The organism is Cereibacter sediminicola (genome assembly GCF_007668225.1).
In the GTDB taxonomy this organism is placed as follows: Bacteria; Pseudomonadota; Alphaproteobacteria; order Rhodobacterales; family Rhodobacteraceae; genus Cereibacter_A; species Cereibacter_A azotoformans.
In genome coordinates, this window is record NZ_VDEK01000050.1 from 1 (window position 1) to 14,578 (window position 14,578).

Here is a 14,578-nt window from a genome sequence, read left to right on the forward strand (position 1 = left end):
ATCGCAGCCCAAACCGCAAACGCCTGAGTGTCCGGTGAAACGGGGGCAAAACCAAGCAATCGCCTCGGCATCCGCCATGTCGTTCTTTTGCCGCTTCACGAAGGGCTTTACATAGGCCGGCGGGATCAGCCGCACTTCGTGGCCGAGATCGCCGATCGCCCGACCCCAGTGATGAGCACTGGCGCAGGCCTCCATAGCCACTATGCAAGGAGCCTGTGCCGCCATGAACTTCAACAGCTGCGCCCGTGACAGCTTCCGGCGGAAGACCACCGCTCCGTCAGCTGCCGCGCCATGCGCCTGAAACACGTTCTTGGCCAAATCCAGGCCGATAATGCTAACCTCTTCCATGGACGCTCCCTTTCGTAGCGGTGCTTCAACACCCGCCACCATGGCACATCGATGCCGCCGGGGGGCGTCCACCCCATCGCTTACGTCTGGTTTTGGCCGTTTGCCACCTCATCCCGAGTCTACCCAGCACCTCTCCTATACCGCCACTCCCGCGGCGCCTCGCGCCCGCCCTCGTCGCGGCGGCGGTACCGCTCCCAGCCGTTGGCCTTGAGGTAGGCCGAGACGCGCATCTGGTCGCCACGCGTCCAGCGCGCGGGTTCGAGCCCGATGGCCTCCTCGAGGATCTCGCCGACCGATACATCTCTCAGCGGCTCCGGGCGCGGCACGCTCTCGGTGCGGGAGTTGCCGTAGTCGGGGAAGCCGTCCGAGACGGTGCGGATCTCGTGCGTCAGCCAGTGTTCGATCAGGTCGTCCCAGGCGTCGGACTGGTAGCGGCGGTCCTGTTCCTCGCGGGCTTCCGCCAGCAACGCCGGATCTTCGATCCACCAGATTGCGCCAGCGCGGAAGCGGTGGACGGCCTCGGCCCAGAGCTGGTCCCGGTCGCGGGCGAGCCCCGCGATGTCGATGGCGCCGCAGCGGAGCGGCCAGAAGCGGCGGTTGCCGGTCTCGTCGCGCAGATAGGTGTCTGGGTTCACGGTGCCGGCGAAGACGCACTGGCGCGGGACCTCGACGGTGTAGCGACCGTAAGGCGGGCGGAAGCGGTCGGTGGTGCGGGTCAGGAACGCCTTGATGCGCGAGACCTCGGCGCGGCCGATGGCGTCGAGTTCGGCGATCTCGACGATCCAGACGCCTTGCATGTGCAAAGCCGCGTCCTTCGACCCGAGCTCGGGCAGTTCGTCGGTGAACCAATCCTCGCCGGCCAGCACCTTGATCGCTGTGGACTTGCGCGCACCCTGCGGCCCCTCGAGGATCAGCATGTGGTCGGCCTTCACGCCGGGCCGGTATATTCGGGCGACGGCTGAGATCAGCCAGAGCGCACCGATGGTGTGATGGAACGCCGTGGGTTCCGCGCTGAGATAGGCGCTGGTCCAGGTCTCGATCCGGGGCGTGCCATCCCATTTCAGGGTGTCGAGCCAGTCGCGGACAGGATGAATGCGCAGCTCGCGGGCGACGGCGCCGACGGCGCGGCTCACGACCACCGGCGCCACGTTGATCCCGCGCAGCTGCAGCCATTCGGCGGTGCGGATGTCGTCGGCGTCCTCCCAGGGGCGCGGGAGGGACGCGACGCTGTCCCATGGCAGCGGCTGGCGCACCACGATCTCCTGCCCGAACTCGTCGAAGGCGAGAACCCCGGCGAAGGCCGGATCGGAGGTCAGGGCGACGATGACGTTGGCCTCGTTGCGCTCGGGCGCGCCGGCGAGGTCGAGCCGCAGGCGCCTGAACCAGGCGGGCTTCGGGATCGGCGCGTGCGGGTCGCCGGTGGCGTTCACGCGGCGGCCGAGTTCGGCCAGTTGCTGGGTCAGGACCGAGATGCCGATGCCGGTCGCGGACTTGATCCTCGCGATGACCTGCCGTTCGGGCAGAGGATCGAGCTTTGCGAGCGCGATGCGCCCTAGCAGCGTGGACAGGGCTTCGAACTCTGGCGGATTGGTCAGCGCCTCGGCCGCGGCGATCAGGGTCGCCGGATCGTCGGCGGAGGCAACTATGGGCGTGGCCGTCTCTGGCTCGACCGGATCCCCGGCCAGTGGCTCAGCCTTGGTGTCCTCCGCGCACGCGTAATCCTCCGCGCGGGCGCCGCGCAGCAGATCGTCGTTGAAGTCGTCGCCATGGAGCGGCGCAACGAGCTCGTTCGGGATGTCCGCCCGGTTCAGGCGGTCCGCCAGCGTCGCGGCCGCCTGGCGCCCGGCATCTCCAGCATCGGCGTAGATGGTGACGCGCCGGGCGCCCTCGGGCCATTGGAACCGCGCCAGACCGTCGGCCGACAACGCCGCCCAGACCGGTGTGCCGAAGAGCGCGTGGGCGGCGAGCGCCGTCTCGATACCCTCGGCGATACCGATGTGGCAGTCCTCGGGCATCGGGAACAGCCGGACCACGGCATCCTTCACGCTGCCGAGCATCTTCTTGCCCGGGGGCGCCTTGGCGCTGCCGTCGTCGAGCAGGAAAGTGCGGTGGATGCCCGGCGCGCGCTCCCCGCCCGGCAGCCGCAGGATCGCGATCAGGCCGGGCCAGCCGCGGCAGCTGTCGAAGTCCGGCAAGTCGGGATGGAACAGAAGGTCGGGCGATCCGGGATCCGACAGCCTGCGAGCGCGCAGGTAGGTCTCGCCCGGCGTGCCTGCGATCGGCACGGCCCCACCGACCAGACGCGCGATCTCGGCCGAGTGGTCGGGGCGAGCGCGCATGGACGACGTCGGCGCGGACCGCGGCGCAGGATGGTCGATCCCCGCGAGCCGCGCCGCCTCGTCGAAGAGCGCGCCGTCGCAGAGTCCGGTCGCCTGCGCGATCAGGTCGATGGGACCGGCCCGCTCGCCGGTGGCGTAGTCGAAGCCCCAGCCGGCAAAAGGCCCGTCGAGATGGATGGTGCAGGAGCCCTCCTTGCGTGGCGGGCGCCCGGAGAGATCTGCGCAGCGCAAGGATCGACGGTCCCGCGCAAGCCGGGCCTCGGGGAAGAGCCCCGGCAGCCAGTCGGCCGCGGTGCAGGCAAGCCGCTCCTTCACCGCCGCCAGATCGTGCCGGGTCTTCGGGACCGCGATGTCGTTGAGGTCGATCATCGCGCCCCTCAGGCCAGCAGCACGAGACCGCGTTCGGCCCGGGTGATCGCGGTGTAGAGCCAGCGGCGCCGGTCGATCTCGCTGCGGCCCAGCCCGTCGTCCCAGACGATCACGTTCTCCCACTGCGACCCCTGTGCCTTGTGGGCGGTGATCGCCCATCCGAAGGTCGCCTCGGTCAGCAGGCGCTTCTCCTTGTAGTCGCGGTCATGGCGCTTGTCGTCGTAGGCGACATGGTCCTCGAAATGCCCCTTGTAGATGCGCAGCCGGCCCGGACGCCCGTCCTCATAGGGCTCGCCGATGTGGCGCCCGTCCTCGTCATGGACGACGGCGGAGAAGTAGAGGCTGCCCTCGTCGACGATGTCCTCGAGCGTCACGAACATCCCATTGATCAGCCCCAGATCGTTCTGGTTCTTCAGGCAGATGATCTTCTCGGCCGGTCCCGTGGGCAGCCAGGTCCCGCCGAGGCCAGCGGCCGCGCGCATGGCGTTGTTGATCTGCAGCCGCGTGGCGTTCAGCCCGCAGATCAGCTGGCCGCCGCGGAGCGCTTGCTCCGGCGTGATGTCGCCCTTGCGGAGCTTGGCGACGTGATCGTCGTAGACGCCGAAGCCGATGGGCCGGCCTTCGCGCGCCATGGTGGCGAGGCGGATGGACCTTCTTCGGGCTCAAGAACCACAGGGGGCGGACATGACGAAGCCGCCGGATAAATCGAAGGCAGTCCACAAGCTGCGGTGTGCCGTCTACACCCGGAAATCCTCCGAGGAGGGGCTGGAGCAGGAGTTCAACAGCCTCCACGCCCAGCGCGAGGCATGCGAAGCCTACATTGCCAGCCAGCGGTCGGAAGGCTGGGTGCTGGTCCGCGATCAATATGACGACGGCGGCATCTCCGGCGGCACGCTGGAACGGCCCGGCCTCAAGCGGTTGCTAGAGGACATCGAGGACGGGTTGGTCGATGTGGTGGTGGTCTACAAGATCGACCGCCTCAGCCGCTCACTCGCCGACTTCGCGAAGCTGGTCGAGGTGTTCGACAGGAACGGAGTTACCTTCGTCTCGGTGACGCAATCCTTCAACACCACCACCTCCATGGGCCGGCTGACGCTGAACATCCTGCTCAGCTTCGCCCAGTTCGAGCGGGAGGTGACGGCCGAGCGCATCCGCGACAAGGTCGCCGCCAGCCGCAAGAAGGGCATGTGGATGGGCGGGGTGCCGCCCTACGGCTACCGCGTCGAGAACCGGAAGCTGGTGATCGACGACGAGAGCGCCGCGCATGTGCGCTGGATCTTCGCCCGCTTCCTCGAGATCGGGTCCTGCACGGAACTGGCGCGGGAGGTCGGCACGCGGGGCCTCCGCACGCCGCGCGGCAACCGGATCGACAAGAAATACATCTACCGCATGCTCAGCAACCGCGCCTACATCGGCGAGGCGGTCCACAAGGGCGAGAGCTATCCCGGCGAGCACGACGCCATCATCGACTGCGAGACGTGGGACCGCGTCCACGCCATCCTGCAGGAGAGCCCGCGCAAACGCGCGGCCCGCACCCGCGCCGACACGCCCGCGCTGCTGAAGGGGCTGCTGTTCGGGCCCGATGGCGCCGCGTTCTCACCGACGCATACTCGGAAGGGGGATCGTCTCTACCGCTACTATGTCAGTCAGACCGTACTGAAGCATGGTGCTGGTTCGTGTCCGGTCGGCCGAATGCCTGCGGGCGAGATCGAGGGCGCCGTAATCGAACAGCTGCGCGCCGTCTTCCGCCAGCCCGAGATCGTGGCGGGGACATGGAAGGCCGCGCGCTCCCACGCGGACAACATCACCGAAGCCGACGCCCGCGCGGCCCTGCAGCAGCTAGACCCGCTGTGGGACGAACTCTTCCCCGCAGAACAGGCCCGCATCGTGGCGCTGCTGGTTGAACGGGTGGACATCGGCATGGACGCGCTCAACGTGCACCTGCGCGTCGACGGGCTCAGCGGTCTGGCCCGCGAGATGCTGGCCGGCGACATCGGAGAGGCTGCATGACCCGCGGGGCTCCGATCCCGGAGACGGTCACGCTCCACGTCCCATTTTGCGTCGTGAAGCGTGGCGGGCGGAAGGAGATGCGGTTGCCCGAGGGCATTGCGCCGCCCCATCGCCCCGACGATGCCCTCGTCAAGGCGCTGGCACGCGCCTTCCGCTGGAAACGGGCGCTAGAGTCGGGACACTGTGCCACCATCGCCGAACTCGCCGCGATGGAGGGAGTCTCGCCCTCCTATCTCACCCGGGTCCTGCGCCTCACACTGCTCGCGCCCGACATCATCGAGGCGATCCTCGACGGCAGGCAAGGGCCGGAAGTCACGCTGGCGCGGCTGATGAACGGGTTCCCGGAGCGGTGGGACAGGCAGCAAGATAGCATCGGAGGCTGAGGCAGGTTGGCGCCCGGAGCAATCTGGACTCCCGCCGCTCGTTCCTGCAAAGTTCTTCCTATCGGCGCGAGTTCAGAGGAGGCCATGGCGGACAGACTGAGCGTCGAAGCACGCTCGCGACTCATGTCGAAGGTCGGCGGGAAGAACACTGCCCCGGAACGCGCGGTTCGCAGGGCGGCGCATGCTGCCGGCCTGCGATTCAGGGTGCACCGTCGCGATTTGCCGGGCACGCCCGATATCGTCTTTCCGAAGTATCGCGTCGCCGTCTTCGTGCACGGCTGTTTCTGGCACGGTCACGGCTGCGCCAAAGGGCGCCTGCCCAAGTCGCGCACGGAGTATTGGGTGCCGAAGATCGCAGCGAACCGGGAAAGGGACGCAGCCAAGCGTGCGGCGCTCGAAGCGGCAGGTTGGCGCGTCCTGACAGTCTGGCAGTGCGAGATCGGGCGCGCAGAGGACGTCGCCGCGCGGCTCGACGCGTTCCTGCGCGGGAAAGAATCCGATCGACAACCGGACCTGACCTCTGTATAGAATCCTGAAAGAGCACGAGGAGACGGATTTGGCATGAGACCGATCGGAATAGACTTGTTCGCCGGCGCCGGAGGAATGAGCCTGGGATTCGAACAGGCCGGATTCGACGTCGCGGCGGCGGTCGAGATCGATCCGGTGCATTGCGCCGTCCACAAATTCAATTTCCCGCGCACTGCCGTCGTCCCGAGATCGGTCGAGGGTTTGTCGGGCAGAGAAATCCGCATTGCGGCGGGAATCGGCAACCGTCCTGTCGAGTGCGTCTTCGGCGGTGCGCCCTGTCAGGGGTTTTCGCTGATCGGACATCGCGTGCTCGACGACCCGCGCAATCGGCTGGTTCTGGAATTCGTGCGGATCGTCTCGGAACTCGATGCGCGGACATTCGTGTTCGAGAACGTCAAGGGACTTACCGTCGGCTCGCACAAGGAATTCCTTCACGAACTGGTCGCGGCTTTCGGCGAAAGGGGCTATTCGGTTCGCCTCCCCTGGAAAGTGCTGAATGCCGGCGGCTTCGGCACGCCGCAGTCTAGGGAAAGGCTGATCCTGTTCGGCGCCAAGAAGGGGCACGCCTTGCCCGACTATCCGGCCGAAACGACCCGAATTCCGGGTCGGAAGAACGGCCGCGAACTGCCGTCGGGTCCGACCTGCGCAGATGCGCTGGACGATCTGCCAGATGCCGAGGCCTTCGACGAACTGTGCGGAACGGATGCCGTCGTAACGAACGGCTTCGGTCCCGCCTCGCCCTATGCCGCCGAGATGCGATGCCTGACGAACGATGCCTGGCATTTCGCGCATCCACGGATCTGGGATTCCGGTCGGCTGACGTCGAGCGCGCGGACCGAACACACCGAAATCTCGCGCCGCCGGTTCTCGGAAACGGAAGGCGGCCGGGTCGAACCGATCAGCCGCCTGTTCAAGCTACCCGCCGGCGGTGTGTCGAACACGCTGCGGGCAGGAACCGACGGGGCGCGGGGAGCCTTCACCAGCCCGCGGCCGATCCATTATCGCCGGGATCGCTGCGTCACCGTGCGCGAGATGGCCAGGCTCCACGGCTTCCCCGACTGGTTCCGCTTCAACGCCACCAAGTGGCACGGCGCCCGGCAGATAGGCAACGCCGTCCCGCCGCCGCTCGCCCGCGCGGTGGCGTCGCAGGTGATCGCTGCCCTCGGGGTCGCGCCGCAGCGCCCGACCGATGCGATCCCGCTCGGCGACGAGGCGCTGCTGTACATGGATGTCGGCACGGCTGCGGCGCATTTCGGCGTCGCGCCGCCGAAGTCCGGTCGCGACCGCAAGAGCGGCGCCAGAAAGCGCAAGCAGGCCGAGATCGAGGCGGAGCTCGTTGCATTGCGGGCGGCCAATGGCTGAGAAATCGAACCGCTATCAGGCGTTGATCTCGAAGATTTTCTTCGACCGCTACGCGCAGGGAGCAACGGTCTTCGACTTCGAGCGCGAGGCGCTGGAAAGCAGCGCGTCCGAACTCGGCATCCGATTGCCGAAGAACCTCGGCGACGTGATCTATTCCTTCCGGTTCCGCACGGCGCTGCCGGACGACATCCTCGCGACGCAACCCGCCGGGATGGAGTGGATCATCGAAGGCGCCGGCAAGGCCGCCTATCGCTTCAAGCTCGTCCGCATCAATCGCATCCTGCCGCGGCCCGACTTGGTCCGGATCGCCATCCCGGACGCGACGCCGGAACTGATCCGGGCCTATGCGCTGGACGACGAACAGGCGCTGCTCGCCATCGTCCGCTACAACCGGCTGATAGACACCTTTCTAGGGCTGACCACCTACAGCTTGCAGAACCACCTGCGCACCACGGTAAAGGGGATCGGCCAGATCGAGATCGACGAGCTTTACATCGGGCTCGACAAACGCGGTTGCCACTACGTCGTTCCGGTGCAGGCCAAGGGCGGGAAGGATCAGATCGGCATCGTCCAGACGACGCAGGACATCCGCTTCGTCGAGCAGCGCTTCCCGGGCTTGCGCTGTCGCGCGATCGCCGCGCAGTTCATGGAGGATCAGGTCGTCGCGATGTTCGAACTGGCGCTCGACGGCGACGAGGTGAAAGTGGTTGAGGAACGCCACTACCGCCTGGTCCCGGCCGGCGACCTCGACAAGGAGGCGATCCGCAGCTATCGCGATTGACAAGGGCGCCGGTGGCTCCGCTCCCCGGCGCAAATGCGGCTCCTTGAGCGTTATTCGTGCAAAGCCCGCCAGCCTGCCGAACTGGCGAAGGTTCGATTTCCGTTCCATCTCGGCCTGCTACCCCTGTCGTCGTAGTCAACAGCTTTGCGCCGCCGAAGTTCACATGATTTCAACGTGTTGAGCGAACTGAACTTTCGTGGGGCCAGTCAACAGGTCCGGAGAATATCCGCCCTTAGAGACCGCTTCCGGGCCTCCTGGCAGCAGGGGCAGTGCTCAGCCCCTCCCGCATAACCCTCGAAAACAACGGAAAAATCCGGCCGCAGCTGGATGGGGAGAACGCTTTCGCGAGGGCAAGTGGCGGAGGGGATGGGCCTGATATCCAACCTTCTCCATGTCGGAAACGAGTTGGAGAGTCGTCGCGTTCAACCGGCGCGCCGCGGGATCTTCCTGCGGTAGGCATGCCGTTGGACGGGAGCAACGATGCTGGCGGCCGTCGCGACCTGATCTCGTGACGTTGGCTTGGCTTTGCCGCGCCTGATAGGGTCCCTCAGCAAGCGCAGGCCGTTGAGCACCACCAGAACCGTTCCGCCTTCGCGACCGATCACGGCGAGCGGTAGGGGAAGCTCGAAGAACAGGCCGCCCGTGACAAGGATCGCCATCGCACCCATGGCGAAGGCGAGGTTCTGCCGGATGATCCGCGAGGTGCGGCGCGCCAGGCGATGGGCTTCCGCAAGACGCCCCATATCCTCCGAAAGAAGAGCCACGTCCGCCGCCTGCAGTGCGACGTCCGACCCGGCGGCGCCCATAGCGATACCCACATCGGCGCGAGCCAGGGCCGCTGCGTCATTGACGCCATCGCCGACGAAGGCGACCTTGCCGCGGGCAGCCAGTTCGCCAGCCATCCGGACCTTGTCCTCCGGAAGCATGTCGGCGTGGATTTCCTCGGGCCTCAGGCCAAGCTCTTCGCCTATGCCCGTGCGCCGTCATTGGAAAAGGTGATTGCCGCCGGCGCCGATTTCATCGTCCGCTCAGGTTGGCGCACCATACGCATCGTCATTATGGATGGCCATCCGGTCGACTGGAATGCCGTTTATGCGCCGATGCGGATTGGCCAAGTCCGCGAGATCGATGTCTTCATCGAACACTCTGGCCACAAGCAGAAGGGACGCGGCAAGCCTCTGTTTCAGGCAAGGCTCATCATCAAACGGAAAGATGCCGAAGCGGCGGAACGCTCCTTGAAGTCGGCAATAAGTAGACATCAGCGCCGCCGTTCCAGTCAGGTCATGCTGCCGACAACCGTCGCGGCGACGGGGTTCGTCATGTTGCTGACGTCGATCCCGGCAGCCGACATGACGGCTAAAGCCGTTCTGGACGTCTATCGGCTGCGCTGGCAGATCGAACTCGCCTTCAAGCGTCTCAAGAGTGGTCTTGGCATCCACAAGCTTCCGGCCAGGGACGTGCGATTGGCCAGAACCTGGCTGACGGCGCATCTTATCCTGGCGCTGATGATCGAAGAGGCCGTCACCGACGTTCTCGACTCTCCCCCCTGCGACGACGAAACCGTGGTCAACCAGGCCCATGTCGCTGTGGCGGCTGCATAGCCTCCTACGGCATGCGATCCTCACCGTTATCTTGACGGTGCGAACGGCGAGCGAAATCTCGAACAGCTTCGCCGGCATCATGCGCCACATTTGCGATCCACCGAGACGCAGGAAGAACCAGGCTGCTGATGCAAGGAATGCAACCATCCCCTTGACTTAACGCTTGTGGGGCATGGCCTTCCCTTTCGTAGGTAGTTCGCGGAGGGGTGTCAATCAGGCGACAGATCCGGATGACGCTGGACCCGACTGCACCGGGCTGAAGACCTGCACCGATCGCGGGCACGCCGCTATGCTGGCGGGACAATCACGGCTCCGGGACAATCAGCCTGTCATGCGCTTCGTCGCCGATCAACAGGCGTTCGAGGAGGGCTGTCAGGAATGCGGCTCCGACCGCTCCGACAAGCGTGAGCACGATGCGCAGCGTGCTGGCCGAAACCGGGTTCTGCGTCGACAACGCGCCGGCCACGAGCGAGATCATGACCGAGAAAGCGAACTGGTAGACCATCGGCGGATGGGAGCCGTTCATCATCCGGCTCGCGAGAAAGAGACCACCCAGGAACACAAGGATCAGCAGGACGGGAAAGTGCGCCATGTAGTCGAAGGAATAGAGGATGGCGAACGAGATCGCCGCGCCAATCATCGTGGCGAGAGTACGTTCCCACGCCTCGGCATAGAGCTGTTCGCGTGTCGGAAATACCAGCACGAAGACGGCGGCGACGGCGAGCATCAGATTGGCCGCATCGAGAACGGCATAGAGCCAGAACGACAGGAGCAGCAGGACGCCGCCCCGGATGAATGCGCGCAGCACGTGATGGCCTTCGCTGGCCGGCTGGTAGATCTCGACCATCATTTCCTTCGCACGCGGCGGGAACACAGCGTAGAGAAGGGGTATGGCGACAAGGGCGCACAGGCTCGCCTCGATGAAGCCGTCGCGCATGTAGTCCATCATCACGGCGGACGACATGCGCATGACGGACATCAGAACCGCGACGATCGCGACCAGCATGCCGATCGGGTTGCCGGTGCTGAGGATGATGTAATAGGACAGAACGCACAGCGCGCCCGTCAGCGTGATGAGAACCAGCGGCATCGGCCGCGCCAATTCCACCAGCCCGGATATCAAGATCACCATGATGATCATCGCCACAGGCCCGCCGACCGCCTTCTTCGGATCGAACGCCTTGCGCATGCCGGCCATCAGGCCGACGATCAGCGCCGGGGGCAACATCGGCATCGGTGACTGAAGCAGGATCGCCAGGCCGAAGCCGACGACCGCCGCGCTCGACAGCCGGACCGCGAACAGCGGATCGTCATCGACATGCGGGCGCGGTGCGACATACATGGATCGACCTCAATACAGATAGGATAGCCAGGACTGTATCTTGAGAAGTGTCGAGGCCACGCCCGAGATCGGCGTTCCGGTCCCTCCCGCATAGACGACGACGCTGACCTTGGCGCCTGCCTTGACGGTCAATGGCCACGCCTGCATGCCGCCCTCAAGCTCGATGTGGACCGGCATGCGGCGGGCCGGCTCGAACCACTGGTTTTCCGGACGGTTCTGCATCAGGCCGCCGGCCGAGGTGCGGCCCGGATCGATACCCCATGCGATCGAATGGACGCGCCCCCTGAAGGTCTGGCCCGGCATGGCGTCGAACAGGATTTCCACTTCGTCGCCGGGTTCGATGTTGCCGATCTGGTTCTCACGCAGATCGGCGGTGATCCACGCTCCGCGCGAATCGAAGAAGGTCATTACGGGCGAGCCCGCCGCCGCGAACTGACCGATGGCAAGTTGCAGGTTGGTGACGACGCCACGGGTCGGCGCGGTGACGGTCGAATAGAGAAGGTTGAGCTGCGCCTGCTCCAGTTGGAGTTGCGCCGCCATGATCTGCGGATTTGACGCGCCGCCGTCCTTGCCCAGTTGCAGCAGGGCGCTTTGCAGGTCGGCCTCGGCGGCTTCGAGTTGGGCTTCGGCGACACGCAACTCGGCCCTTGCGTTGTCGACCTGCGCCTGGGTCACCACTCCTCGCTCGAAGAGCGACGCGGTCCGGTTGGCGGCGGTGCGCGCGTTCTCGAGACTGGCCCGCGCCTGGGACACGCGTGCCTGAGACGAGGCGATCGCCGCTGCCGAGGCGTCAGTCGCCTGAACGGCCTGCGCCAGACCAACCTCCGCCTGACGGACCGCCAGTTCGAATGGACGGCGGTCGAGCTGGAACAGCGGCTCGTCCTGATCGACGATCGTGTTGTCCTCGACGAAGACTTCGGTCACCTGCCCGGCGACCCTCGGGGCAATCTGCGCAACATAGGCCGACACCGTGCCTCTCGACGAATAGGGCGCGAGCCGGTCCGAGACCGCATACCAACTGACGAACACCGCCAGGACAACCACGAGCAGCGCCGCGATTTTCTTTGCGGGGTTTCCTCGATTTCCGGGCAACGGCTCCGCATTGGGAGCAGCTTCGTCCTCGAGGGTGACGGGAGCCGATTCAGGCTCCGGCTCACTTGCATCTTGCCTGGTGACCAGTGGTGTCGCCGGCGCGTGTTCAACGTCACCGGCATCGTCTCCAGGCTGTGGGGTCCTCTCGGTTGTCATGCGGAACAATCCATCTGGCGCTGTGGGCAAGTCGGCATTATATGTGCTGTCAAGTAACTCTATGGTAGAGCCATATAGATGCAACGGCACGACATGACAAGGGCAGCGGATTCCCGATTGGAAAAGGAGCAACAGTTGCGGCGCGATTTGCGGTCGGTGCTTCGCAAGGTGCTAAGGCTGGACGCCACCGTCGCACGCAGGCTGGGTATCCACGGAACCGATCTCGCTTCGCTGGAATTGCTGGAGACGGCCGACGAGCCGGTGACGCCGACAATGCTGTCGGACTATCTCGGCATCTCGACCGGCTCGGCGACCGCGGCGATCGACCGGCTGGAACGGGCGGGCTTCGTCCGGCGCGTTCCCAACAGCCACGACCGGCGCGGCATCATCATCGAACCCGTAGAGGGCCAGCAGGAGCGGTTGCTTTCGGCATACCATCAGCTCCGGTCGCGCTATGCCGAATTGATCGAAGGCATTTCCGACGACGAACTCGACGTGATCAACCGCTTCCTCAAGGGGATAGAGCGGATAGAACTGTCCTGAAACCCGGATTCGACAGTTTCGCCGCAGATGGAAAGACACGCCGCCGCATGCGCACGCCGGTCTCCCGCGCCGTCGCTTCGAGATCAACGGATTGCGACAGCCGCGTTATCAGAGACTGCCAGTCCGATCAGGGCCTGCCAGTTAATGTTTATGGAATCGGTCGTTCGCATCTGCCCGAGGAATTGCATCATGATTCCAAGTGCCCACCCTTAAGTTAGCGCCTATGGGGATGCCCCCCCCCGCAGCCATCAACAAAAAGCCCGGCGTGGCCGGGCTCGGGCAGTCGATCAGGAGAATCGGATATTGAGGCGATAGCGGGGCATTGTTGCAGAACGGCGTTCTGAGGCGTGAGGGCCCCTTTCCCCGTAAGGTTCAGGCCACGCGGACGATCTCGGCTGTTCCGAGGGCGTTGAAGCGGTTCATGAGGGCGACGCGGATGTGGATTTCGGCGGTCTGGCGGTCGGGGTCTCTCGCGGCGATGCGCTCGCCGAAGGACTTGAGGCAGCGCATCTTTGCTTCGACGCGGCTGCGGGCATGGTATCCGGTCAAGCGCTTCCAGAACGCGCGTCCATAATGGCGCGTGGCCCGGAGGGTTTCGTTGCGCGCCCGGGCCGCCGGGCAGTCCTCTTTCCACGGACGACCGTTCTTGCGGATTGGGATGATCGCCGTGCCGCCGCGCGAGATAACGGCGCTGTGGCAGCGGCGGGTGTCGTAGGCGCCGTCCGCAGTCACGGTGCCGATGTCTTCGCCTTGGGGGATCTGGTCGAGCAGGTCGGGCAGGACAGGGCTGTCGCCTTCCCGGCTGGGGGTGAACTCGATGGCGCGGATGTCCGAGGTGGCGGTGTCCATGGCCAGATGCACCTTGCGCCATTGGCGGCGGCCTTGAACACCATGCTTGCGGGCATGCCATTCGCCGTCGCCAAGAAACTTGATGCCGGTGCTGTCCACCAGCAGATTCAGCGGCCCGTCGGCACGGCGATAGGGGATCTGCACCTTGAGGGTCTTCTGTCTGCGGCACAGCGTAGAGTAGTCGGGAACGGGCCAGTCCAATCCCGCGAGCCGCAGGAGGCTCGCGACCATCCCGACTGTCTGCCTGAGCGGCAGCTTGAACAGCACCTTGATCGACAGGCAGAACTGGATCGCTGCATTGGAGAAGACCGGCGGGCGCCCTGGGCGCCCCTCATGCGACGCGTGCCAGGCCATCTCCTTGTCCAGCCAGATCAGCAACGACCCGCGCTTGCGGAGCGCAGCGTTGTAGACTGACCAGTTCGTCGTGCGGTAGCGGGCGGGCTTGGGCTTGCTCATGCCGCCCGTCTAACCGCATGGATTCGTGATGTGAATCCTTCACGGCGAGAGTTCTGCAACAACGCCCCTCCCATCAATGATGGCAAATTCGGTTCCAGATGACTAGGGCGTGTTGACGTTTGAGGATTTCCAAACTGATCGCTGGCTGATTCAAGGCTGCCAAATGGGAGGCAACCTTGATCCGCACGACGTTGACCGACACACAATGGGCACTTATCGCTCCACATTGCCTTGGCCGGGAATGTGACCCTGGCCGCACCGGCCCCGCCCCTCGGCTTTTTGTTGAGACGGTTCTCTGGATAGTCCGGACCGGTTGTCCATGGCGCGACTTGCCGGCGGATTTCGGCAAGTGGAACTCAGTGTTTGCGCATTCCGAGGCATCCGGTCGGCGGTTCCGACAACATCCGGTCAGTCATTCC

At 65.3% G+C, this 14,578-nt stretch carries 13 protein-coding genes and 2 pseudogenes; 8 read left to right on the plus strand and 7 right to left on the minus strand.

Annotated elements, in window-relative coordinates; genetic code table 11:
• From FG154_RS18900 to FG154_RS18910, 3 genes and pseudogenes are all read right to left on the minus strand, one after another.
• Positions 1–348, minus strand: a pseudogene (locus FG154_RS18900) (hypothetical protein); the annotation flags it as partial.
• A gap of 119 nt (positions 349–467) precedes the next feature.
• On the minus strand, positions 468–3,056 hold the full coding sequence (locus FG154_RS18905) for a VapE domain-containing protein (RefSeq protein WP_145111321.1): 2,589 nt from the start codon (positions 3,054–3,056) through the stop codon (positions 468–470).
• 8 nt (positions 3,057–3,064) lie between these two features.
• The gene (locus FG154_RS18910; protein WP_246100445.1) at positions 3,065–3,688 is read right to left on the minus strand and encodes an ATP-binding domain-containing protein; all 624 of its coding nucleotides are present in this window, start codon (positions 3,686–3,688) and stop codon (positions 3,065–3,067) included.
• A gap of 52 nt (positions 3,689–3,740) precedes the next feature.
• On the opposite strand from FG154_RS18910, the gene FG154_RS18915 reads away from it, so the two are divergent.
• From FG154_RS18915 to FG154_RS18935, 5 genes are all read left to right on the plus strand, one after another.
• A complete protein-coding gene (locus FG154_RS18915) occupies positions 3,741–5,066 on the plus strand; it encodes a recombinase family protein (protein ID WP_145111324.1) in 1,326 nt (441 codons plus the stop codon).
• Complete coding sequence (locus FG154_RS18920) at positions 5,063–5,449, plus strand: hypothetical protein (protein WP_145111326.1); 387 nt, start codon at positions 5,063–5,065, stop codon at positions 5,447–5,449. Before FG154_RS18915 ends, FG154_RS18920 begins: the two co-directional genes overlap by 4 nt.
• An 84-nt stretch (positions 5,450–5,533) precedes the next feature.
• Positions 5,534–5,977, plus strand: a complete 444-nt coding sequence (locus FG154_RS18925; RefSeq protein ID WP_145111329.1) for a very short patch repair endonuclease — start codon at positions 5,534–5,536, stop codon at positions 5,975–5,977.
• Positions 5,978–6,010: 33 nt separating this feature from the next.
• Positions 6,011–7,339, plus strand: coding sequence for a DNA cytosine methyltransferase (locus FG154_RS18930; protein WP_145111332.1), 1,329 nt, complete (start codon positions 6,011–6,013; stop codon positions 7,337–7,339).
• Positions 7,314–8,120 carry an endonuclease gene (locus FG154_RS18935; RefSeq protein ID WP_222120577.1) on the plus strand — a complete coding sequence of 269 codons (807 nt, stop codon included), beginning with the start codon at positions 7,314–7,316 and terminating at the stop codon, positions 8,118–8,120. The genes FG154_RS18930 and FG154_RS18935 overlap by 26 nt, the downstream gene beginning before the upstream one ends.
• 422 nt (positions 8,121–8,542) lie before the next feature.
• Here the strand turns inward: FG154_RS18935 and FG154_RS18940 are convergent.
• Positions 8,543–9,091: pseudogene (locus FG154_RS18940) on the minus strand (HAD-IC family P-type ATPase); the annotation flags it as partial.
• A 129-nt stretch (positions 9,092–9,220) separates the two neighbouring features.
• Between FG154_RS18940 and FG154_RS18945 the strand changes: the two are divergent.
• Positions 9,221–9,721, plus strand: coding sequence for a transposase (locus FG154_RS18945; RefSeq protein ID WP_231572757.1), 501 nt, complete (start codon positions 9,221–9,223; stop codon positions 9,719–9,721).
• A 304-nt stretch (positions 9,722–10,025) separates the two neighbouring features.
• Here FG154_RS18945 and FG154_RS18950 read toward each other — a convergent pair whose 3' ends face one another.
• Complete coding sequence (locus FG154_RS18950; protein WP_036732773.1) at positions 10,026–11,063, minus strand: FUSC family protein; 1,038 nt, start codon at positions 11,061–11,063, stop codon at positions 10,026–10,028.
• A gap of 9 nt (positions 11,064–11,072) precedes the next feature.
• Positions 11,073–12,311 carry an HlyD family secretion protein gene (locus FG154_RS18955; RefSeq protein ID WP_081969108.1) on the minus strand — a complete coding sequence of 413 codons (1,239 nt, stop codon included), beginning with the start codon at positions 12,309–12,311 and terminating at the stop codon, positions 11,073–11,075.
• Between the two features lie 78 nt (positions 12,312–12,389).
• Between FG154_RS18955 and FG154_RS18960 the strand changes: the two genes are divergently transcribed.
• Entirely contained in the window at positions 12,390–12,854 is a 465-nt protein-coding gene (locus tag FG154_RS18960; RefSeq protein ID WP_068767094.1) for a MarR family winged helix-turn-helix transcriptional regulator, read from the plus strand.
• Between the two features lie 372 nt (positions 12,855–13,226).
• Here FG154_RS18960 and FG154_RS18965 read toward each other — a convergent pair whose 3' ends face one another.
• Complete coding sequence (locus FG154_RS18965; RefSeq protein WP_068767093.1) at positions 13,227–14,159, minus strand: IS5 family transposase; 933 nt, start codon at positions 14,157–14,159, stop codon at positions 13,227–13,229.
• A 191-nt stretch (positions 14,160–14,350) separates the two neighbouring features.
• Between FG154_RS18965 and FG154_RS18970 the strand changes: the two genes are divergently transcribed.
• A partial coding sequence (locus FG154_RS18970) for a transposase (RefSeq protein WP_425456865.1) occupies positions 14,351–14,578 on the plus strand: 228 nt, incomplete at its 3' end.